This window comes from Halomonas sp. H10-59 (assembly GCF_040070555.1).
Classification (GTDB): Bacteria; Pseudomonadota; Gammaproteobacteria; order Pseudomonadales; family Halomonadaceae; genus Halomonas; species Halomonas litopenaei.
Window position 1 is genome coordinate 1,719,107 of sequence record NZ_CP098828.1, and the last position, 21,715, is coordinate 1,740,821.

A 21,715-nucleotide genomic window follows, 5' to 3' on the forward strand; every position below is an offset into this window, starting at 1 on the left:
GCCGTACTATTCTGACCGCTTCAGACAAGCGCCGTGCGCCGGCGCGACCAGACTAAGGAACTTCCATGCGCACCGCGCTCAAGGTCTTGCTCACTCTTGTCGTCATTGCCGCTATTGGCGGCTACGGCGCTTATCACTATTGGCAGACGCGTCTGCAGGCCCCGATCACCCTCGATGAACCGATGCTCTACGAGGTGCCGCCCGGGGCCGGTTTCAATCGGGTGGTGGATGATCTCGAGGCCCAGGGTGTGCTGGCCGACGCCTGGGCCTTCAAGCTGTTGACGCGAGTGGAGCCCGATCGTGTGCCGTCGCTGAAGGTCGGCGAGTACTCGCTGGAGCCAGGCATGAGTGGCATGCAGGTACTCGACAAGCTCGCCAGCGCCGAGGTGGTCACCTACAGCGTGACCATTCCCGAGGGCTGGACCTTCCAGCAGATGCGCGCGGCCCTGGCCGAGGCCGAGAAGCTGGCCCACGCCAGTGCCGAGATGAGCGACGACGAGATCATGACGGCGCTGGGCCACGAGGGCGAGCATCCGGAAGGGCGCTTCTTCCCCGATACCTACACCTACCACAAGGGGGTGGAGGATCTGGAGATTCTGCGCCAGGCCAATCAGAGCATGGAAGCCCTGCTTGAGGAAGTGTGGGCCGATCGCGCCGAGGATCTGCCCATCGATACGCCGTATGAGGCGCTGATCATGGCCTCGCTGATCGAGCGTGAGACCGGCGCCCCCGAAGAGCGGCGTCAGATTGCCGGGGTGTTCAAGCGCCGCCTGGAGCGTGGCATGCGGCTGCAGACCGATCCAACGGTGATCTACGGCATGGGCGATCGCTTCGAGGGCAACATCACTCGGGCCGACCTGCGCGAGGCCACCCCCTACAACACCTACGTGATCGATGGCCTGCCGCCGACCCCGATCGCATTGCCGGGGCGGGCTGCACTGGAGGCCGCCGTCGACCCAGAGGAGGGCGACACCCTGTACTTCGTCGCCAAGGGAGATGGCACCCACCACTTCTCCCGCACGCTGCGTGAGCACAATAACGCCGTCAATCGTTATATTCGGCGCCGTTGACGCGGACGTCTCCCGAACCAGGAGTGGTATCCATGACGCAGACACAACCGGCCGAGCCCACCTCCGGCGCGCGCGGGCGCTTCATTACCCTGGAGGGCGGAGAAGGCGTCGGCAAGTCCACCAACCTGGCCTTCGTGGTCGCCGCCCTCGAGGCGCGTGGCATCGAGGTGGTACAGACCCGCGAGCCTGGAGGGACGCCTCGGGCCGAGGCCATTCGCGAACTGCTGCTGGCGTCCAGCGACGAGCCGCTGGACAGTGACGCCGAGCTGCTGCTCGTGTTCGCCGCACGGGCCCAGCATCTTGCCCAGCGCATTCGCCCGGCCCTGGAGCGCGGCGCCTGGGTGGTCAGCGACCGCTTCACCGACGCCACCTTTGCCTACCAGGGCGGCGGTCGAGGCCTGCCGTTCGAGCGCATCGTCCAGCTCGAACGTCTGGTCCAGGGTGAGCTGACGCCGGATCTGACGCTGTTGCTGGACATGCCGCTGGACGCGGCGGAGCGTCGCCTGGCGGGTCGTCTGGACCGCACCGGCACGCGCAAGGATCGCTTCGAGCAGGAGCGCCGCGATTTTTTCGAGCGGGTGCGCCTGGCCTACCTGGCCCGGGCCGAGCAGGCACCGCAGCGGATGGTCAGGATCGACGCTGACGCCAGCCTCGAAGAGGTGCAGCGGCGGATCAAGCGGGTACTGGACGAGCGGGTGGCGCAATGGACGTGAGTAGTAGCGTCGCCCAGCCGCCGATGCCCTGGCTGGCGCCGCGCTGGCACGAACTGGTGCGGCTGATGGACGCCGGTCGTCTGCCCCATGCCGTGCTGCTGTCGGGCCCCCGCGGGCTCGGCAAGCAGTCCCTGGCCGAGGCACTGATTGCCCGCGCCCTGTGTGCCCGCCCAGGCGAGACCGCCTGCGGTGAGTGCCACAGTTGCCATATGCTGGCCTCGGGCTACCATCCTGACCTGCTGCGGGTGGCGCCGGAGGAGGGCAAGCGGATGATTCGCATCGACCCGATCCGTCAGGTCAATGGCTTCGTCTCCCAGACCGCTCAGCAGGGCGGACACCGGGTCATCGAGATCCGTCCCGCCGAGGCGATGAACGTGGCCGCGTCCAACGCCCTGCTGAAGAGCCTGGAGGAGCCGGGGCAGGACACCCTTTTCGTGCTGGTCTCCGACATGCCGTCCCACCTGCTGCCGACGATCCGTTCGCGCTGCCAGCAGTGGACGCTCAAGCCGCCGGAACTCGAAGACTGCCTGGACTGGCTGTCGAAGGAACTCGGTTCCGAGGACGAAGCACGCTTCTGGTTTCGAGCCGCCGGTGGGTTGCCGCTGGCAGCGCGACAGCTTGCCGAGCCGGGCTCGCGGGCGCTGCGTCAACAGCTGCACGAGACCTTCGACGCCCTGGTACGTGGCGCCGAACCGGTGGCCGAGGCGGCCCGGCTGGACCGCCAGGCCATCGATGCCATCCTGTGGTACGGTATCGCCTGGCTGGAGGATCTGATTCGCCTGGGGCTTTCCGGCGAGCCTGAAGGCCTCAGAAACCCCGACCTGGCACCGCTCTATCGTCAGGCGGTGAAAAATGGCCGGGTGCGCGACTGGTTCCGCCTGCTCGACTACGCCCGTGAGCAGCGTCGGTTGCTCAGTGAAGGCGGCAATCCCAACCCGCAACTGGTGCTCGAGGCCTGGCTGGTCCGCTGGGCGGCCCTGTTGCGTTCCTGAGCGACGTCGTGTGCCCAGACGTCCTCCCCGGAGGCTCACTGGCGTCTCTGATCATCGTCGCCGGTATTCGTCCCTGACATCCGTATTCAAGCCCCGAGAGATCTTCATGTTCGTCGATTCCCACTGCCATCTCGATCGCCTTTCTCCTGATACCCATGGCGGCGATCTGTCGCGGGCCCTGGACGCCGCCCGCGAGCGCGGCGTCCAGCAGTTCCTGGCCATCAGCGTGACCCTCGACGGCGTGCCCGAACTGGCCGCAATTCGCCAGGCCCACGATGACGTGGTGATCTCCGCCGGGGTGCATCCGCTGCATCAGGTGGAGCACGAACCCGGCGTTGCCGAGATTGTCGCCTGCGCCAAGGAGCATGGTGCCGTGGCCATCGGCGAATCGGGACTGGACTATCATTACGACAGTGTTCCCGCCGAGGTGCAGCACGAGCGTTTCGCTCGCCATCTGCAGGCTGCCACCGAACTGTCGCTGCCGATCGTGGTGCATACCCGGGAAGCGAAGGAGGAGACGCTCTCGCTGATTCGTCAGTACAGCGATCCCGAGGTCGGCGGGGTGCTGCACTGCTTCACCGAGGACCTCGAGATGGCGCGGGATGCGGTGCGCCTGGGCTTTTATATCTCGTTGTCGGGGATCGTCACCTTCCGCACCGCCGAGTCGCTGCGCGAGGTGGCCAGAAAAGTACCGCTGGATCGTCTGCTGATCGAGACCGACAGCCCCTATCTGGCGCCGGTGCCGCACCGCGGCAAGCCCAACGAGCCGGCCTGGGTGGTCGACGTGGCCCAATGCATCGCCGACGAGCGGGGAATCAGCGTGGAAGAGGTGGCGATGCAGACCACCGCCAACTTCTACCGGCTGTTTCCCAAGGCCCAGCCTGCCGCCCCGGAGGACCTCAAGCAGGCCCTTCGCGACGCGGGCTTTGTGGACCAGGGCTAAGCGGGCTTTGTTGTGAACAGGGCCCATGGCCCCGGTCGTCACGGGCACCGGTCTGTTGGCCGGGCCTTGAGCGATAACTCGACGAGGTAGCCTCCATGCAACTCGATCACATCCTGAACGGCATCGCCGAGCTTGGTGAGCGTCCACCCTTGTCCGACTGGCAGCCCGAACCGAGCGGCGAGATGGACCTGGTGATCGCCCGAGACGGGCGCTGGATCCACGAAGGCAGTCCGATCCAGCGTCCTGAGCTGGTGCGCCTGTTCGCGCGCATCCTGCGACGGGAGGACGACGGCCACCATTACCTGGTCACGCCTATCGAAAAGTGGCGGATCAGCGTCGAGGACACCGCCTTCGTGGTACTGGAGGCCGAGCAGGCAGACGCTCAGCGGGAAGGCCAGTCAAAAGGCCAGCCAGAAGACCACGTAGACAAGCGCTGGTGGCTGACCACCAACGTCGGCGAGCGTATCGCCCTGGGTCAGGAGTATCGACTGTCGCTGTCGACGACACCGGCGGGCGAGGAGGTGCCCCAGGTGTGCCTGCCCTATGGCGTGAGTGCTCGACTCGGGCGTAACGTCTTCTACCGTCTGGTCGAACAGGCCGAAGCGCGCAGCGAGTGCGGCGAGCTGGGGCTTACCAGCGACGGCGTGTGGCAGCCGCTGGGACGCCTGGAGGGTGACGCGCACTGATGGCTTCACCTGCATTGGAGCGGCTCGCGCTGACGCCCGAACAACGCTGCGTTGTCGCCCACCCGGCAGGCCACGCCAGGGTCGCGGCGGTGGCCGGAGCGGGCAAGACCACCACCCTGGTGGCCAGGGTGCTGCACCTGCTGTCCCACGGAGTCAGCGCCCGGCGCATGATGGTGCTGATGTTCAACCGCGCCGCCCGGGAAGACTTTCAGCGCCGTCTGGTGGCCATGGCCGAACCCGGTATGGAACTGCCGGAGGTGCGTACCTTTCACTCTCTCGGACATCGCCTGAGTCAGAGCCTGACCCGCTGGGGCGCGCTGCCACGGCGCGAACTGCTGACCGCAGACTGGCAGCAGGAGCGACTGCTGCGCCAGGCGACCCTGGAGGCGTTGGCCCAGGTCGACGAGGATCGCGACGCCGCGCTCGAGCCCGATCGCATCGAGGAACTCGCCCACTTCTGTTCGCTGGTCAAGGCCGAGGTGATCGACCCCCAGTTGCTGTATGAGCGGCTCGAGCTTGGCGAGGGGACTCGCCACTTCGTCGTCGCCCACCAGTGTCTCGAGACCTTGCTGGCCGATCACGGCGTGATGACCTATTCGGATCTGCTGTATCGACCGCTGCTGGCACTCGAAGGTGATCCCGCGCTGCGCCAGCGGGTTCAGGGCTTCCTCGACCATGTGATCATCGACGAGTATCAGGACATCAATGCCGCTCAGCAGCGGTTGTTGGCGGTGCTGGCCGGCGACCAGGCTTCGGTGATGGCGGTGGGTGACGCCAACCAGTGCATTTACGAATGGCGCGGCGCCCACCCGGAGGCCATGCTCGAGAACTTTACCCGGATCTTCGGTGCCGCCACCGACTACCCCTTGTCGACTACCTTTCGCCATGGCCACGCCTTGGCGCTGGCCGCCAATCATGCCATCGCCGGCAACCCGCGTCGCCCGGACCAGCTGTGCCTGGCGGCGCCCACCAATCCGCGTACCGAGCTCAAGGTGGCACGGGGCGCCAGTGCCTTCCTCGATGGACTCAAGCGCTGGGTGGAAGCCGGCCGTCGTCTCGACGAAGCCTGTCTGCTGGTACGTAGCTGGACCCTGTCGGTGCCGATGCAGCTGGCGCTATTGCGCGAGGGCATTCCCTTTCGCCTGGCCCGGGAGGATCGCTTCGTCTTTCGCCTGCCGCTGGTGGAGGCTCTGGCCGGCTATCTATCGCTGGCGCTGTCGCCCGAGCAACTGCGCGACCCCGGCGCGCTGATGCCGATGTTTGCCCAGCCGACCTGCTTCGTACCACGTGAAGTGCTCGCTGGCCTGGTCCAGCGCCTGGCCGACACCCAGACCTGGCCAGGGCCGGGCGATGTGCTGCTGGCGCGACTGAAGCCCCACCAGAAGCGCACCCTCAAGCGTCGCTGGCAACTGCTGTGCGAGCTGCCGAAGCTTGCCCATCTGTCCGCCGACGCGCTGCTCGAACACGTGGTCGCGGAGGTCGAGGCGGAAAAGGTGCTCAAGCGCGCCGCCTCCCGCCGCGACAAGGGCGAGGAGGACGTGCGCCTGCTCGACGTCCTGATCGAGCAGGCTCGGGAGGTCGGCGACATCGCCACCTTTATCGAGCTGCTGCGGCGCCCGGTGCAGAACCGCGACGAAGGGGTGTTGATCAATACGGTTCATGGCGCCAAGGGCCTGGAGTGGCCGCTGGTGATGGTGGGGGCGGTCAATGAAGAGGACTTTCCCCACTACAGTCGTGACAATCCGCTGTCCCCCGAGCGTCTCGAGGAAGAGCGCAGGCTCTACTATGTGGCCATCACCCGGGCCATCGAACGTCTGGTCCTCCTCCACGATGGCGGCGATCATCGTCCCAGCCGCTTTATCCAGGAGAGCGCCTGCCGCGACGCCAGCGCCGTGGCCAGGGCGCTGTACCGATGCGCCGATGGAGCCGACCCCGAGGAGGTGAGCGTCGCCGAGCCGGCACTGGTGGGGCGCTATCTGAATGCCCTGGGGCAGCCGCTGCCGATCAAGGCGCTTGAGCGAGCGCCAGGCAATGGCCATTACCAGGTGGGTGAGCGCATTCGCCACGGCGTCTTCGGTGACGGTGAGGTCGCCTTGGTGGAAGGCGACCCCGCCAATCCAGTCATCGAGGTGCGCTTCGATCGTGCCGGCAAGCGCCGCCTGATCGCCCATCGCGCCCCGATCGAGCGGCTGTCGAGCGCCTGATCAGGGCGCGGGCCTCTTGTCGAGACGCGCGAAAAGGCTTCGATACGATAAGGCTCCGGTGCGATAAAGCCTTGCGCCACCAGACAGTGTTCTGACATGAGAAGGAGTTCGTCATGACCCATCCCTTGATCGACGCCGATAGCCTGCGACACGCGCTTGACGGCGACACCCCGCCGCTGGTGTTGGACTGCCGCGTGCGCTTGAACGACCCCGAGGCCGGGGCGGCGCTGTGGCGTCAGGCCCATGTTCCCGGCAGTCTGCACCTGGATCTGGACCGTGACCTGTCCGGACCCAGGGACGTTGGCTCCGAGGCAGGCGGACGACACCCCTTGCCGAGCCACGCCGACTTCACCGCGACCCTTCAGCGACTGGGCGTTGCGCCTGAGCGCGAGGTGGTGGTGCTCGATGATGCCGGCGGCCAGCTGGCAGCGGCACGGGCCTGGTGGATGCTGAGCGAGTGGGCCGGCCACCCGCGTGTGCGTCTGCTCGACGGTGGCCTCGCCGCCTGGGAGAGCATCAATGGCGACTGGGAGGTGGGGGAGGGTGCGCCTCCTGCGCCGTCGCAGTGGACACCCGAATTCGACGACAGTCGTTTCGTCGTCCTCGAGGAGATGGCGTCGACTGCGGCGCTGAAGGTGGACGCCCGGGCCGGTGAGCGCTATCGCGGCGAGGTCGAGCCAATGGACCCCCGAGCCGGGCATATCCCTGGTGCGGTCAATCGCCCCTGTAGCCTCAATCTCGACGACAATGGACGCTTCAAGTCGCCGGAGGCTTTAGCAAGAGAACTGCCCCAGACGTCGCAGCAGGATCCTGGCGTGATTGCCTACTGCGGCTCCGGCGTTACCGCCTGCCATGACATTCTCGCCTATCGCCTGGCGGGTCTGCCGGCCCCGCAGCTCTATGTCGGCTCCTGGAGCGAGTGGAGCGGCGATCCCGCACGCCCGGCCGAGACCGGCCCCGCCGCCGCTTCCTGACGCCACTGCAGACGCCCCTTGCTGACGTCCCTTGCTGGCGCCGCCATGTGGCGCCTGCAGCGGTCCTTCAGCGTCAACACCATCAACGAGCACGGCCCCGTCACCAGGTGACGGGGCCGTGCTCGTTGGACTATCAGCATGGCGCTGAATCAATCATCAGAACCTGGTCGAGGTGGGGCCTGGCTCTCCTGCGCAGCCGGGCCCTGTCGGCTCATCGTCTAGCGGCCGGCCTCGCTGGCGCCTGTCTGGCCAGAGTCTGGGTGGGCGGCTGGGTGGGCGGCATGGTGGCGGCCCTCCAGACGGCTTAGCAGCATGGCGTTGGCGGTATTGCCCATCACGTTCAGAGAGGTGCGGAAACCATCGGTGAAGCGGTCCACCCCGGCGACCACGGCGACGCCCTCCAGTGGCAGCCCTGCAGCCGACAGTACGGTGCTCATGGCCACCAGGCCAGCGCCCGGCACGCCAGCGGTGGAGAAGGATACCAGCAGGCCGGTGGTGAAGATGGTGGCGGCCAGGGTCAGGGTCACCTCGACGCCGAACAGCTGCGCCACGAAGAGCGCATTGAAGCCCTGGAGCACGGCGGCGCCGTCGCGTTTGAGGGCGGTCCCGAAGGGCAGGGCGAAGGCGCTGAGCTGGTGTGGTGCACCGTAGGCCCGGGCATTGTTGAGGGCGATCGGCAGGGTGGCGTTGGAGCTGGCGGTGCCAAGGGCAAAGCTCAGGGCCTCCCCGAAGTGGCGCAGGTAGGCCAGGGGCCGGGCACCTGTGATCGCCAGCAGGGCCAGATAGAACACCGCCATGGCGCCGATGGCCGCCAGCAGGCCGATCACGTATAGGCCGAGCTTCAACAGCAGGTCGAACCCCTGGGTGGCAACCACCGAGGCGATCAGCGCGAACACCCCGATGGGCGCAAGCTTGAGTACCATCGACAGGATCTTGAGGGTCACGTCGTAGCCGCTCTGCAGCAGCGAGACCAGCGGCCGGCTCTGTTCCGGTAGCTGGCGGGCGGCCACGCCGACCAGGGCGGCGGCCAGGATGATCTGCAGCAGGTTGGCCTCGGCCAGCGCCTCGAAGGGGTTTTTCGGTACCAGGCCCACCAGCCACTGGGCCAGCGGGGTCGGGTCGCGGGCCTCGACGCCGGCGGCCTGAGCGCTGTCCACGCCGAGGCCCGGGGTCAGCCAGGCGGCCATGCCCATGCCGATGGCCAGGGCCACCGCGCTGGTCAGTACATAGAGCATCAGCAGCTTGCCGGCGTAGCGCCCGACGCTTTCGCTGCGATCGACCTGGGTAAAGCTCAGTACCAGAGCGCAGAACACCAGCGGCACCACGATAAACTGCAGAAGGCGCAGAAATACCTGACCCAGCGGGGTCAGCAGTTGGGTATCCAGGACGCCCGCCCACTGGGGCAGGAACAGATTGACGGCGCCGCCGGCCAGGATCCCGAGGATCAGGGCCAGCAATATTTGACGGGTGTGGGCCATGGTATCTCCCTGTAGCGGCCTCGATCACGGCTGCCCTGTCGCTGTCCCTGGCCTGGAGTTCCGCCGGATAGGCCGATGACAAGGCGGGTGTGCGGCAGGGGGGGCGATCGATAAGGGGGCACACTATTAGGGCTCGGCGATGTCTTGGCAAGAAGCCCAATAGACCGATTTGTTATGACGTTAAGTGTATGCCCTGCAATAAAAAACGGACGGGGCTGGGCCCGTCCGCTGAGGGTGTTGGCTAACGGGCGTGTCAACGCCCTGGGTCATGGTTGGGGCGCGTTCGGCAGCGACGCGGCCCGCCCGCGATCACATATTGGGATAGTTGGGACCACCGCCGCCTTCCGGGGCGACCCAGGTGATGTTCTGGGCGGGGTCCTTGATGTCGCAGGTCTTGCAGTGGACGCAGTTCTGGAAGTTGATCTGGAAACGCGGCTGGCCATCGTCACCCTCGACCACTTCGTAGACCCCGGCGGGGCAGTAGCGCTGAGCGGGCTCGGCGTACTCCGGCAGGTTCTTGTGGATCGGAATTTCCGGATCCTCGAGCTTGAGGTGGCAGGGCTGGTCTTCCTCGTGATTGGTGTTGGACAGGAACACCGAGGAGGGCTTGTCGAAGGACAGCTTGCCGTCGGGCTTGGGGTAGTCGATCTTCTCGAACTCGCTGGCGGGCTTGAGCGCCGCATGGTCCGCAGTGGTGTCGTGAACCCTGGGCAGCTTGCCGCCGAGCAACTGATCGACGAAGTTGTAGGCGCCACCGCCCACGGTGCCGTACTTGTGGATCGCGGGACCGAAGCTGGCGGTCTGCTCGAGCTCCTTGTAGGCCCAGCTGTCCTGCCACCTGGCCTCGAACGCCTTGAGTTCGTCGCCGCCCTCGTTGCCGTCCTTGAGCGACTCGAACACGCTTTCTGCCGCCACCAGACCGGACTTCATGGCCGTGTGGATGCCCTTGATCTTGGCGAAGTTGAGGGTGCCGGCGTCACAGCCGATCAGCAGCCCGCCGGGGAAGGTCATCTTCGGCAGGCAGTTGAGGCCGCCCTTGGCGATGGCACGGGCCCCGTAGGCCACCCGCTTGCCGCCTTCCAGGTAGCGCTTGAGCACCGGGTGGTGCTTCATCCGCTGGAACTCGTCGAACGGCGACAGGTAGGGGTTCTGGTAGGCCAGGTCCATGATCAGGCCGACCACCACCTGCTGGTTCTCGGCGTGGTAGAGAAACCAGCCGCCGTGGGTGTTCTTGTCCAGCGGCCAGCCGGAGCCGTGCAGCACCAGCCCTGGCTCGTGCTGTTCCGCCGGTACGTCCCACAATTCCTTGAGACCGATGCCGTAGTGCTGGGGATCCTTGCCCTCGTCCAGGCGGAATTCGCGGATCAGGCGCTTGCCGATGTGGCCACGGGCGCCCTCGGCGAACAGGGTGTATTTCGCACGAAGCTCCATGCCCGGTGCGTAGCCGCCTTTCTCGCTGCCGTCGGCGGCCACGCCCATGTCGCCGGTCAGGATGCCGCGTACCACGCCGTCCTCGACGATGGCGTCCTGGGCGGCGAAGCCCGGGAAGATCTCGACGCCCAGGGACTCTGCCTGTTCGGCGAGCCAGCGGCACAGGTTGCCGGCGCTGATCACATAGCGGGTGATGTCGCCACCGGTGTTGTGCATGCTCTTGGGCACCAGCGCGTTGGGCAGCTTCTGGGCCTTCTCGGCGTCCTTGAGCAGGTACAGCTCGTCACGCACCGCCGGGGTGGTCAGCGGGGCGCCACGCTCCTCCCAGTCGGGGAACAGCTCGAATAGCGCGCGGGGCTCGAGCACCGCTCCGGACAGAATATGGGCGCCCACCTCGGAGCCCTTCTCGACCACGCAGACGGTCAGCTCCTGCTCGGCCTCGTTGGCCTGCTGCATCAGTCGGCAGGCGGCGGCCAGTCCAGACGGACCGGCGCCGACGATGACCACATCGAACTCCATGGTGTCGCGTTCTACTTGTTCTGCCATCGGGTGCTTTCCTCCTCGGCGTGACGTTGGGGTGCCACCAACGTCGTACAGATTTTAAACGGTCGTTTGCTTCACGGTGTGTCCCATGATAGGCATAATAGCGTCGTCGGGTCATCCTTACGATGGTCGACCCTCCCCAATGGTCGACTCGGCATGCGGGGATTGTTGCCAAGGCCCGGCCTGTGGCACATTGAAGGTACGCACCGAGCCCCTATCAAACGCTTGCATGAAACGCATAAGGGCATAGCGAAAAGTTCTCAATCGTGGTGTCCTCTCGGGACACGCGATGCGTAAATCGATGCGGTGCCCGTCACCGCCAACGTGTTGATGGTTCCTTCCTTACATTCAAGGTTCCCCAGATGAACCAAGCGAGGACAACATGAAAGTACTCGTCGCGGTCAAACGCGTCATCGACTACAACGTCAAGATCCGGGTCAAGCCGGATGGCAGCGACGTTGACTTGACCAACGTCAAGATGGCCATGAATCCCTTCTGCGAAATCGCCGTGGAAGAGGCGGTGCGCTTGAAGGAGAAGGGCGTGGCGACCGAGGTGGTGGCGGTGACCGTGGGGCCGAAGGCGGCGCAGGAACAGCTGCGCACGGCCCTGGCGCTGGGGGCCGATCGCGCCATCCACGTCGAGAGCGACGAGCGCGTTGAATCGCTGGGCGCGGCCAAGGCACTGGCCAAGGTGGTCGAGAAGGAAGCGCCGCAGCTGGTCATCCTCGGCAAGCAGGCGATCGACTCCGACAACAACCAGACCGGTCAGATGCTGGCCGCGCTGACCGGCATGGCCCAGGGCACCTTCGCCTCCGAGGTGGAAGTCGAAGGCGAGACCCTCAAGGTCATCCGCGAGATCGATGGCGGACTGCAGACGGTGTCGCTGAAGCTGCCGGCGGTGGTCACTACCGACCTGCGCCTGAACGAGCCGCGCTACGCCAAGCTGCCGGACATCATGAAGGCCAAGAAGAAGCCGATGGACGTGATGACCCCGGCCGATCTGGGCGTCGAGGTGGCCAGCCGTCTCAAGCTGGTCAAGGTCGAGCCGCCGGCCGAGCGCCAGGGTGGCGTCAAGGTGGGCTCGGTGGACGAGCTGGTGGACAAACTGAAGAATGAAGCGAAGGTGATTTCATGAGCATTCTGGTTCTGGCAGAACACCACGACGGCCAGCTGGCCGACGCCACCGCCCACGTGGTGGCCGCCGCCCAGGCTATCGGTGGTGATATCGACGTGCTGGTCGCCGGTCAGGACGTGGCCGCCGTGGCCGAGGCCGCAGCCAAGCTGGATGGTGTCAGCAAGGTGCGTGTCGCCGACAGCGAGACCTTCGCTCACCTGCTGGCCGAGCCCACCGCCGACCTGCTGGTGGCCCTGGCCGACGACTACAGCCATGTGCTGGCGGCCGCTTCCACCACCGGCAAGAACGTGCTGCCGCGCCTGGCGGCACTGAAGGACGTGGCACAGATCTCCGAGATCATCGCGGTAGAGAGCGCCGACACCTTCAAGCGTCCGATCTACGCCGGCAACGCCATCGCCACCGTCCAGAGCGAGGACGCGCTCAAGGTCATCACCGTGCGTTCCACCGCCTTCGACGCCGTCGGCCAGGGTGGCTCCGCTGCCATCGAACCGGTCGAGGCGAGCATCGACAACAGCCTGTCGAGCTTCGTCGGTGAAGAGCTGGCCAAGAGCGATCGTCCCGAGCTGGGGGCTGCCCGCGTGGTCATCTCCGGTGGTCGCGGCATGGGCAGCGGCGAGAACTTCAAGATCCTCGACAACATCGCCGACAAGCTGGGCGCCGCCATCGGTGCGTCCCGTGCGGCGGTGGATGCCGGCTTCGTGCCCAACGACATGCAGGTCGGCCAGACCGGCAAGATCGTGGCGCCGGACCTGTACATCGCCGTGGGCATCTCCGGTGCCATCCAGCACCTGGCCGGGATGAAGGACTCCAAGGTCATCGTCGCCATCAACAAGGACGAGGAGGCGCCGATCTTCCAGGTCGCCGACTATGGCCTGGTGGCCGATCTGTTCGAGGCCATTCCGGAACTCGACAGCAAGCTCTGAGTGCAAGATGTGGAAACGGTGTGCCGGCTAGGCCGGCAACGCTGACAAACGCCGTGGCGGCCAACGCCACGGCGTTTTTATTGGTGGGTGTCTGGCATGGATGTGCATGGCCGCCAACCCCTCGCCAGGCGTGCCGATCCGCTGTCGGACAGGGGCGTCGATGCCCTTGCTCGGGAGGTGTTGACAGCGATGAACTCGGGGTAGAGGCACCTTGCTCGCATTGATAACAATTCGTGTTTCGGGTACTGTCGTGGCATTTGACGCGGCGCCCCAAGGCGGCGCGAGAGCAGGTCGGAGGCCTTGGAATGGCGAACAAGCAGATCAACGGGCGGCCCTTCGCCGGGCCATCACAGGCTAGCCCCAGCGATGTGGTGACGGCTGGCGCAGCGGCAAGGAACAGCCTGCTGGGCGTCTCCTGTGCGCTGGCGCTGGCGCTGGGGCACAGCGGGGTAGCCCAGGCACAGAACACGGCGGACAATCTCGGCGACGAGGCCCTGGCGGCCCAGACGACCCAGGCCGAGCTGCAGGCGCGGATCGACCAGGCCGACGACGAGGTGCGTCAGCGTATCGAGGCGCTGCGCCAGGCCGAGCAGGAGGCCCAGCGGCTTCAGTCCTACAACCAGGCGTTGGCCCCCCAGCTCGAGCAGCTCAAGGCGACCCTCGAGCAGCGCAGTCAGGGCATGGCGACCATGGCCGAGACCCGCGACGCCCTGCCGGGCCTGTTGAACGACATGACCCGCCGCCTCGACGCCTGGGTCGATCAGGACGTGCCATTCCTCCATGGCGAGCGCAAGGCCCGGGTGGCGTCGCTCGAGGCCTCCCTGGCCAACCCCGAGCTGACCGCAGCCGAGAAGCTTGAGCGGGTGCTGGCGGCCTGGCGTGCCGAGCTCGACTATGGGCGCGATCTCGATGCCTGGCGCGGCACCCTGGAAGAGGGCGATCAGACCCGCGAGGTCGACTTCCTGCGACTGGGACGCGTGGGCTGGTACTACCTGACCCCGGATGGCCAGAACGGTGGCGTATGGAACGACGGAGATTGGCAGTCGCTGTCCGCTGCCGAGCGCGACCAGGTGGAGAAGGGCCTGCAGATCGTGCGTGACCAGCGTGCACCGGAACTGCTGACGCTGCCGCTGACCCAACCGATCGAGGAGCGTTCCTGATGGTGTCTTTGACGGATTTCCCGGTGTCGCTGAATCGGCACAACTCGATGGGCAAGGGCCTCGCCCGCAGGCTGGTGCTGGGTGCCGCCGTGACCGCGCTGCTGGCCGCCGCTGCGCCTGCCGCCATGGCCCAGCAGCACAGCGATAGCGACAGCGTACTGTCGAGCTTCAAGCTGGAGCGAGAGGCCGCCGAGGCACGTGATCAGGCGAGGTTGGCCGAGCTGGTGGAGGACAGTGACGCGCTGTCCGCCTCGCTCGAGGAGGCCGAGGCCCGTCGTGACGCCGCCCGGGAAGAGCGTGAGCGTCTGGAGGCCGAGATGGCCGAGGCGCGTCAGGCGCTGGACGAGATCGGTGCCCAGCGTGATGCCGAGGGCGGCGACCTCAACGCGGTGTTCAGCGCGGTGGCCGGCACCAGTGGTGAACTGAGAGACGATCTCGGCCAGAGCCTGCTGACCCTGGGCGCCGACGTCGATTTGCCGCCGCGGCTGGACGACGACGCCATCCTGACCGTCGCCCAGATCGAGACCCTGGCCGACAGCCTGATGGGGCTGACCGCCGAGACCGGGCTGGTGCGTCGATTCGAGGCGCCGGTGGCCGCAGGCAGCGGTGAGGTCGCGCCACGTCAGGTGACCCGTGTGGGTGACCTGATGGCCTTTGGCGGCGGCCAGTTGCTCGAGCGGGTCGGCGAAGAAGGGCGGCTCTCCGCCCTCGAACACACGCCTGAGCGCGTCGGCGCTGTGCTCGACGCTTATCAGTCAGGCGATGGCCAGCTGCTGCCGGTGGATCCCGTCGACGGACGGGTGATCGAGGCGCTGTCGCGCCAGCCCACGCTGCTCGAGCGCTTCCATCAGGGCGGTGCGGTCGGCTATGTGGTGGTCGCCCTGGGCGCCCTGGGCCTTTTGATCGCCCTTGGCCAGTATCTGTACCTGCTGCGGGTCAGCATGACCACCCGTCGCCAGCTCGCCAACATGGATGAGCTGTCCAATGACAACCCCCTGGGCCGGGTGCTCCAGCGCTTCCATGCCTTCGGTGCCGGCCATGCCCCCGAAGCCCTGGAGGCACGTCTGGACGAGTCGATGCTGGCCGAGCAGCCGCGTCTCGAGCGCGGCCAGGCACTGGTCAAGATGCTCGCTGCGGTGGCGCCGCTGCTGGGCCTGCTGGGCACGGTGACCGGCATGATCGTGACCTTCCAGTCGATCACGGTGTTCGGCACCGGCGACCCCCAGTTGATGGCCGGCGGTATCAGTCAGGCGCTGGTGACCACGGTGCTGGGCCTGATCACCGCGGTACCGCTGCTGTTCGCCCATACCGCCATGTCGTCACGCTCGCGCGCCCTGATCGGCACCATGGAAGGCCGCGCCAGCGCCGTGCTGGCCGACCGTCTGGAAGCCGATCGCAAGGCCCTGCAGCCGGCCACCGACGCTAAGCAAGGAAGCAGGCGCCATGCCGATGCACCCCTGGCTTGATCCCCTCGTCCGGCTGATCGACGCCGGCGGGCCGGTGCTGGTGGTGATCGCCGTGGTGGCCATGCTGCTGTTCTCGGTGGGGCTCGAGCGCTGGTGGTTCTTTCGCTTCCACTATCGCCCGGCCCGGGCCGAACTGATGCGCCGCTGGGTCGAGAGGCCCGACCACCAGAGCTGGAGTGCCCGCACCCTGCGCGAGGTCTGGGTGACGGAGCTGATCCGACGGCTACGTGGCCCCTTGCCCTGGTTGAAGCTCTTGGTCGTGATCTGCCCGCTGCTCGGGCTGCTCGGCACCGTGACCGGCATGATCACGGTATTCGACAGCCTGTCCATGGCCGACAGCAACCAGGCCCGCGCCATGGCCGACGGCGTCGCCCGGGCCACCTTGCCGACCCTGACCGGGATGGCGGTGTCGGTGGTGGGGCTTCTGTTCATTACACGGCTTGAACATATCATTCGGCGCGAGGATCAGCGGCTGCACGACCGCCTTGCCCGCGCCGCGGAGGATGCACATGCGTAGACGTCGACTGTCCGCCGGCGCCGAAGAGGCCAGCGAGGTCAACCTGACCCCGATGCTGGACGTGGTCTTCATCATGCTGATCTTCTTTATCGTGACCACCAGCTTCATCAAGGAGAGCGGGGTGGAGATCGAGCGCCCCGAGTCCAGCGCCGCCTCTTCCCGTCCCGACGTCCAGGTGCTGGTGGCGATCACACCGGAAGGCGCCTTGTGGGTGGACGGTGAGCCGGTGGACATCCATCGCGTCGGCACCACCGTCGCCGGCATGCTTTCCGATGATGGCTCGGTGGTGATCCAGGCCGATCGCAACGCCGCCACCGGGGTGCTGATCGAGACCATGGACCGGCTGCGCGACGCCGGTGTCGACAAGGTTGCCGTCGCCGCCGAAAGGAGCTCCGACGCATGAGGCGAGTGGTCTCTCTGGCGGCGGGTAGCCTGCTGACCCTGGTACTGTTCGCCCTGCTGGCGCTGCTGGTGGTGCCACCGGAGGCCGAGCCTGAGCTGCGCGAGGAAATCACTCTGAGCCTGGCCGAGGCGGTGGCGCCCCAGGCCGAGGCTCCGGCGGAGGCCTCCGCTGCTTCGGCATCGGCGCCGCCACCTCCACCGCCGGTGGCCGCCGCGCCGCCGCCGCCGAGCCCGGCCCAGACCGCTGTTAGCGAGATCCAGTTGCCGGACCCCGAGGTGGTACCGCCGCCACGAGAGCCCAAGGCGCTGGACAGCGCCTTGCCGGAGCTGACCGAGACGCCGCCAGAACCTGAACCTGAGCCCGAACCCGAGCCCAGGCCCGAACCGAAACCCCGGCCGGAGCCGACGCCGCAGCCTGAGCCCGCACCGCAGCCCGAGCCCGCACCACAGCCAACGCCAGCGCCCAGCGTGGCCACCAATGCGACCAGCAACACGGGCAGCGCCAGCGCGGCGGGGGCCGGCGCCGCCGCGCCTGCCTCCAACGAGCCGGTGGACGTGGGCACCTCGGCCCGGGCTACGCGCAAGGTGCCGCCGGAGTACCCGCGCCGGGCCCAGCGTCGTGGTCTCGAGGGCTACGTGGTGATGCAATTTATCATCCGCGCCGACGGCAGCGTCGATCGCGGCAGCATTCAGGTACTCGAGGCCAGCCCCCGCCGGGTATTCGAGGACGCTGCGCGTCAGGCCATCGCCGGCTGGCGCTTCGAGGCGGCGTCAGGGCTTCGGCGGGCGCGTCAACGACTCGAGTTCCAGTTGAGATAGATGTCGAGATAGCCACACAAGGGGTCGATCGCCATGGCAGTACTGTTGAAGACCACCCCGCTGGGGCGCTACCTGCAAGGCACTGGTGCCGCCCTGGCGCTGGGCCTGATGGCGGGTCTGGCCGGCGCACTGGCAAGTCCTGCGGCAAGCGCCGCGCCGACCCTGTCCGGTGGCATCATCGCCGACCTCAAGAGCCTCGAGCAGCGCCTGGCCGACGACCCGGCAGGGGTCGAGGCCAAGGCCGAGAGCCAGGCCGAGCGGCTCACCGGTGGCAACGCCTCGGACCGCTGGGCCAGGGCGCTGTACCTGCAGCTTGCCGCCGGGGCGGCGTCGGCCCAGAACCGGCCCGAGGAGGCCGCCGATCACCTGGCCAGCGCCCGTCGGGTCGACGGGGTCGAGCAGGCCCAGCGGGATCGCTGGCTGCGCCAGGAGATTGAACAGCGTATCCAGGCGCAGCAACGTCAGCAGGCGCGGGCGCTGCTGGAGGACTGGCTGTTACGCCACGAGGATGTCGAGGCGCTGTGGACCCTGGCCGAGCTGGCGGCCGCCGACGAGGACTGGGAGGCCGCCGCCGACGGGGTCGAACGGGCCAAGGCAGCGGACCCGCAGCCGAGTCAGGCGCGGCTCGATTTCGCCGGTGGCGTGATGCACAAGAGCGGTCGTCTCGATCAGGCCCTGGCGGCCCTGGAGGCGCGGCTTGCCACCGATCCTGCTGATGCCGATGCCTGGCGCCGGGCCGCGGCCATGGCCCAGCGGCTGGGTGATCCGGTCCGGGCCGCGGCGCTGTGGGAGGCCGGCTGGCGTCAGGGCGCCCTGTCCGGCAACGATGACCTTGAACGTCGCATCGAGCTCCACCTGGCCGCCGGTACCCCCGCACGCGCCGCCGAGCTGCTCGAACGGGCGCTGGCGGAAGGCGTCCTCGAGGATAGTGAGCAACGTCGCCGGTTGCTGGCCGAGGCCTGGTTTCAGGCTCGCGACCATGACCAGGCGCTGGACGCCTGGCAGACCCTTGCCGAGCGTTCCGACGCTGGCTCGGACTGGCTCCGGTTGGGACAGATTGCCGCAGGCTGGGGCCGCGAACAGACCGCGCGCGAGGCATTGAACCGCGCACTCGCCAAGGGCGAGGACGAGGCGAAAACCTGGCTGGGCGCGCTGTCCGCGGGCTCGCAGACGGGGCAGGGCGCGGCCGCTGAACCTGGCGCTGGCGCCACGGAGTCACCTCGACCCTCCGATGAAGGCGCTGGCTGAGGCGGCTCGCTGCCTTGTGGCAAAAATGACCCTCAGCGTAGAATTCGCCCCATGAAGAATTCCAGAAGCCTCATATTGCTGGTCATCGTTCCCGCGGTGGCCGTGGTGCTGCTCGCGGCGGCCATCTTTGGCTCCCAGGCGATGTCCGACAGCCGTCTGGACGATGACGCGCGCGCCGCCCTGGCGGCGTCCCTTCAGACCTCGGCACCGATCGAGCTCGCCAACTTGCAGGAGGTGCGTTACGGCTATGGCGTGTGCGGCTCCTATCGGCTGGCATCGGACGAAGGCTTTGCCTCCTTCTATCTTGATACCCAGAGCGGCGAGGTGGAGCTGGACGTCAACTCCCGTCGTTTCAATACCCACTGTGGCCTGTCGGCGCTGTGCTGATGGCATCCATCGACGGTGAACGGTGTTGGTCGGCGGTTGACGACTGAGCCACCTTCGTCGACACAGGCTCGTGCCGGCACTTTCTCAAGGAGACGTTTTCATGCGCATGTTCAAGGGCACCCTGGTTGCCGGACTGCTGTCGCTGCTTGCGGCTACCCCGGTACTTGCCGCCGAGCTAGAGATCAGCGACGCCAGGCTGCGCATGCTGCCCGGCGACCGCCCCGGTGCCGGTTACTTCAAGCTCTACAATGCGGGCGACGAGCCGGCAGCGGTGGTCGGAGCAGAGACCGACGCCTACGCCTCGGTGGAGCTGCACATGAGCATGGAGAAAGACGGCATGGCCATGATGCACGGCGTCGAGCGCTTCGAAGTGCCCCCCGGCGAGACCCGCGAGTTCGCCCCCCAGGGTTATCACCTGATGTTTATGAAGCCGCAACAGTCGCTGAACGTTGGCGATGAAGTCGAGGTCCGCCTGATCCTCGAAGGGGATGAGCGCGTCGAGACGACCTTCGAGGTGGTCTCGCCGGCGGCGCTGTAACGACGGTCTTGATACAGCTGAGACTGCTGAGACAGTTGGGTGGGCAAAGTGATGTCGAGAGAACGGTGTCGGGAGCAGGGGCTGCAAAGTAGAGCCGAGACAACGGCCCATGAATTGAAAGTTACGAGGTTGGCAATGCGACAGGGCAGGACCGGCGGCAATGGCAAGGTGAAGAGAAGGGGAGCTGGTGCGAGCCAGGCAGTCGCCAGGGCTGGTGCGGCACTGCTGCTTACCACAGCGCTGTTTGCCCTTGCCGGCTGCGAGGACGTCAACTGGCGTGGCACCGACATCTCCGACGCCATGCCGGCGCTGGACTTCGAGCTGATCGACGAGAACGGCCAGCAGGTCGATGAGGGTGACTACGCTGGCAAGACGACCCTGGTCTACTTCGGCTTCACCCACTGCCCGGACGTCTGTCCCACCGCGCTGGCGCGCTTGTCAGCGGCGATTCGTGAACTCGACGAGCCGACCAGAGACGCCGTCCGGGTGCTGTTCGTCTCGGTGGATCCCGAGCGCGACAGCCCCGAGGTGCTCGACGCCTATACCGAAGCCTTTGGGCCGCGCTTTATCGGCCTGACCGGCGACAAGGCGGCCCTCGACGCGGTCACCAACCGCTACCGCGTCAGCTATCGTCTAGGCGAACCCGAGGCCGACGGCAGCTACGACGTCGACCATTCCAGCGCCATCTTCGCCTTCGATTCAGGCGGCGACGCCCGTCTGCTGATGCGTGACACCGATCCGGTGGACTCCATCGCCGCAGACATCCGAAGGCTGGTGGAGAAGGGGTAGAGGTCCCCATCTTCTTGCAAAAATGCAGCTGGAAAAGCAAAGGGCCACCTGAAGTGGCCCTTTCGCGTCTCGATGGTAACGCGCCTTCACGCCTCGCTGCGTGGCAGCTTGATGCAGTCTCTGGTGCCGCGCGTGGTGTTGTGAAGTTCTAAAGATCCAGTTCGGTCCACACCGGGGCGTGGTCCGAGGGCTTTTCCATGGCGCGCAGGTCGTAATCGATGCCGGCGTCGGTGACGCGCTCGGACAGCGATGCCGTGGTCAGGATATGGTCGATGCGAAGGCCCCGCTTGGGTTCGCGATCGAAGCCCTTCGAGCGATAGTCGAACCAGCTGAAACGATCGTCCACCTCGGGGTAGAGGCGGCGATAGCTGTCCTCGAGGCCCCAGGCCTTGATGCCATCCAGCCATTCGCGCTCGATCGGCTGAAAGCTGGTCTTGCCTTCGCGCAGCCAGCGCTTGCGGCTGGCCTCGCCGATGCCGATATCGATGTCGGCAGGCGAGATGTTGAAGTCGCCCATCACGGCCAGGCGTTCGCTGGGGGAGTGGTCCTCGTCGAGCAGGCGCTGGAGCTGGGCGTAGAAGGCGCGCTTGTGGGGAAACTTGGTCGGGTGCTCGATGTTCTCGCCCTGGGGGAAATAGCCGTTGTAGACCCATACATGCTCGCCGTCGGCGGCGCGCAGACGCACGCCGATCATGCGGCGCTGGGCGTCTTCACCGTCGTCGGGAAAGCCATAGCGAACCTCCTCCGGGGCCTCGCGGGTCAGCATGGCGACGCCGTAGTGACCCTTCTGGCCATGGAAGTGCACCTGGTAGCCCATGGCTTCCACCGCCTCGCGGGGGAATTCACTGTCCTGGACCTTGGTTTCCTGCAAACCGATCAGGTCGGGCTGGTGGGAGGCGATCAGCGCCTCGAGCTGGTGCAGGCGTGCGCGGATGCCGTTGATGTTGAAGCACACCAGGCGCATTACTGCTCTCCCTTGTTGCTGTCGCTGTTGCTGCTGTCCGGCCCCTTGCCTTCGGGGTGAATCTCGATCGACGGGGCGGCGCGCATGCGCTCCAGCCGGCGTGCGGCCTGGGCCTTGCGCTGCTGGCGCTTCTTGGCGGAGAAGCGCCGTGATGAGGTGACCTCATCGGGATTTTCGTGGCGCCACTGCTTGTAGTCCTTGCGCCGACCGGTACGGATGGTCACCTTGTCGGCCAGGGAACGGGTCTTCTTGCGGCGTGTCATGACGCGGGGCTCCTGTATTCAATGGGCACATTCTATCAGTGCGGGGCCGCCAGGACAGCCGCTAGACACG

22 protein-coding genes are annotated in these 21,715 nt (G+C 66.8%); 18 read left to right on the top strand and 4 right to left on the bottom strand.

Annotated elements, in window-relative coordinates:
• Positions 1–65 precede the first annotated feature (65 nt).
• The 7 genes from mltG (at position 66) to NFG57_RS07730 (ending at position 7,582) form a co-directional block, all read left to right on the top strand.
• Complete coding sequence (gene mltG, locus NFG57_RS07700; RefSeq protein WP_108447681.1) at positions 66–1,070, top strand: endolytic transglycosylase MltG; 1,005 nt, start codon at positions 66–68, stop codon at positions 1,068–1,070.
• Between the two features lie 32 nt (positions 1,071–1,102).
• Complete coding sequence (gene tmk / locus NFG57_RS07705) at positions 1,103–1,783, top strand: dTMP kinase (RefSeq protein WP_287164883.1); 681 nt, start codon at positions 1,103–1,105, stop codon at positions 1,781–1,783.
• 23 nt (positions 1,784–1,806) lie between these two features.
• Positions 1,807–2,775 (top strand): DNA polymerase III subunit delta', encoded by a 969-nt coding sequence (locus NFG57_RS07710; RefSeq protein ID WP_045993433.1) that lies wholly within the window; start codon positions 1,807–1,809, stop codon positions 2,773–2,775.
• A 106-nt stretch (positions 2,776–2,881) separates the two neighbouring features.
• Positions 2,882–3,718, top strand: a complete 837-nt coding sequence (locus NFG57_RS07715) for a TatD family hydrolase (RefSeq protein ID WP_287164885.1) — start codon at positions 2,882–2,884, stop codon at positions 3,716–3,718.
• Between the two features lie 95 nt (positions 3,719–3,813).
• Positions 3,814–4,404 carry a DUF1285 domain-containing protein gene (locus NFG57_RS07720; protein ID WP_287164887.1) on the top strand — a complete coding sequence of 197 codons (591 nt, stop codon included), beginning with the start codon at positions 3,814–3,816 and terminating at the stop codon, positions 4,402–4,404.
• The gene (locus NFG57_RS07725) at positions 4,404–6,608 is read left to right on the top strand and encodes an ATP-dependent helicase (protein WP_348815813.1); all 2,205 of its coding nucleotides are present in this window, start codon (positions 4,404–4,406) and stop codon (positions 6,606–6,608) included. The genes NFG57_RS07720 and NFG57_RS07725 overlap by 1 nt, the downstream gene beginning before the upstream one ends.
• A 113-nt stretch (positions 6,609–6,721) precedes the next feature.
• The gene (locus tag NFG57_RS07730) at positions 6,722–7,582 is read left to right on the top strand and encodes a sulfurtransferase (RefSeq protein WP_348815814.1); all 861 of its coding nucleotides are present in this window, start codon (positions 6,722–6,724) and stop codon (positions 7,580–7,582) included.
• Positions 7,583–7,800: 218 nt separating this feature from the next.
• Here NFG57_RS07730 and NFG57_RS07735 read toward each other — a convergent pair whose 3' ends face one another.
• Complete coding sequence (locus tag NFG57_RS07735; protein ID WP_108132690.1) at positions 7,801–9,060, bottom strand: dicarboxylate/amino acid:cation symporter; 1,260 nt, start codon at positions 9,058–9,060, stop codon at positions 7,801–7,803.
• Positions 9,061–9,369: 309 nt separating this feature from the next.
• Complete coding sequence (locus tag NFG57_RS07740; protein WP_348815815.1) at positions 9,370–11,037, bottom strand: electron transfer flavoprotein-ubiquinone oxidoreductase; 1,668 nt, start codon at positions 11,035–11,037, stop codon at positions 9,370–9,372.
• Positions 11,038–11,416: 379 nt separating this feature from the next.
• Here NFG57_RS07740 and NFG57_RS07745 point away from each other — a divergent pair, with 379 nt between their 5' ends.
• From NFG57_RS07745 to NFG57_RS07795, 11 genes are all read left to right on the top strand, one after another.
• A complete protein-coding gene (locus NFG57_RS07745; RefSeq protein ID WP_045993416.1) occupies positions 11,417–12,169 on the top strand; it encodes an electron transfer flavoprotein subunit beta/FixA family protein in 753 nt (250 codons plus the stop codon).
• Positions 12,166–13,092, top strand: coding sequence for an FAD-binding protein (locus NFG57_RS07750; protein ID WP_045993417.1), 927 nt, complete (start codon positions 12,166–12,168; stop codon positions 13,090–13,092). Before NFG57_RS07745 ends, NFG57_RS07750 begins: the two co-directional genes overlap by 4 nt.
• 305 nt (positions 13,093–13,397) lie before the next feature.
• Complete coding sequence (locus NFG57_RS07755; RefSeq protein WP_083970470.1) at positions 13,398–14,252, top strand: DUF3450 domain-containing protein; 855 nt, start codon at positions 13,398–13,400, stop codon at positions 14,250–14,252.
• Complete coding sequence (locus tag NFG57_RS07760; RefSeq protein WP_348815816.1) at positions 14,252–15,718, top strand: MotA/TolQ/ExbB proton channel family protein; 1,467 nt, start codon at positions 14,252–14,254, stop codon at positions 15,716–15,718. The genes NFG57_RS07755 and NFG57_RS07760 overlap by 1 nt, the downstream gene beginning before the upstream one ends.
• Positions 15,696–16,235, top strand: coding sequence for a MotA/TolQ/ExbB proton channel family protein (locus NFG57_RS07765; RefSeq protein WP_045993418.1), 540 nt, complete (start codon positions 15,696–15,698; stop codon positions 16,233–16,235). Before NFG57_RS07760 ends, NFG57_RS07765 begins: the two co-directional genes overlap by 23 nt.
• Positions 16,228–16,638 (top strand): biopolymer transporter ExbD, encoded by a 411-nt coding sequence (locus NFG57_RS07770; protein WP_253029525.1) that lies wholly within the window; start codon positions 16,228–16,230, stop codon positions 16,636–16,638. The genes NFG57_RS07765 and NFG57_RS07770 overlap by 8 nt, the downstream gene beginning before the upstream one ends.
• Complete coding sequence (locus tag NFG57_RS07775) at positions 16,635–17,456, top strand: energy transducer TonB (protein ID WP_108132695.1); 822 nt, start codon at positions 16,635–16,637, stop codon at positions 17,454–17,456. Before NFG57_RS07770 ends, NFG57_RS07775 begins: the two co-directional genes overlap by 4 nt.
• A gap of 33 nt (positions 17,457–17,489) precedes the next feature.
• Positions 17,490–18,704 (top strand): hypothetical protein, encoded by a 1,215-nt coding sequence (locus NFG57_RS07780; RefSeq protein ID WP_348815820.1) that lies wholly within the window; start codon positions 17,490–17,492, stop codon positions 18,702–18,704.
• Between the two features lie 51 nt (positions 18,705–18,755).
• Positions 18,756–19,091: a hypothetical protein gene (locus NFG57_RS07785; protein ID WP_222569347.1), complete on the top strand. Its 336-nt coding sequence runs from the start codon at positions 18,756–18,758 to the stop codon at positions 19,089–19,091.
• A 100-nt stretch (positions 19,092–19,191) separates the two neighbouring features.
• The gene (locus NFG57_RS07790) at positions 19,192–19,629 is read left to right on the top strand and encodes a copper chaperone PCu(A)C (protein WP_222569348.1); all 438 of its coding nucleotides are present in this window, start codon (positions 19,192–19,194) and stop codon (positions 19,627–19,629) included.
• A 135-nt stretch (positions 19,630–19,764) separates the two neighbouring features.
• Positions 19,765–20,418 carry an SCO family protein gene (locus NFG57_RS07795; protein ID WP_348815822.1) on the top strand — a complete coding sequence of 218 codons (654 nt, stop codon included), beginning with the start codon at positions 19,765–19,767 and terminating at the stop codon, positions 20,416–20,418.
• Between the two features lie 148 nt (positions 20,419–20,566).
• Here the strand turns inward: NFG57_RS07795 and xthA are convergent, their stop codons facing one another.
• Together xthA and NFG57_RS07805 are read right to left on the bottom strand one after the other, a co-directional pair.
• Positions 20,567–21,382 carry an exodeoxyribonuclease III gene (gene xthA / locus NFG57_RS07800; RefSeq protein ID WP_045993473.1) on the bottom strand — a complete coding sequence of 272 codons (816 nt, stop codon included), beginning with the start codon at positions 21,380–21,382 and terminating at the stop codon, positions 20,567–20,569.
• Positions 21,382–21,645, bottom strand: coding sequence for a hypothetical protein (locus NFG57_RS07805; protein WP_045993474.1), 264 nt, complete (start codon positions 21,643–21,645; stop codon positions 21,382–21,384). Before NFG57_RS07805 ends, xthA begins: the two co-directional genes overlap by 1 nt.
• Between the last annotated feature and the right edge of the window lie 70 nt (positions 21,646–21,715).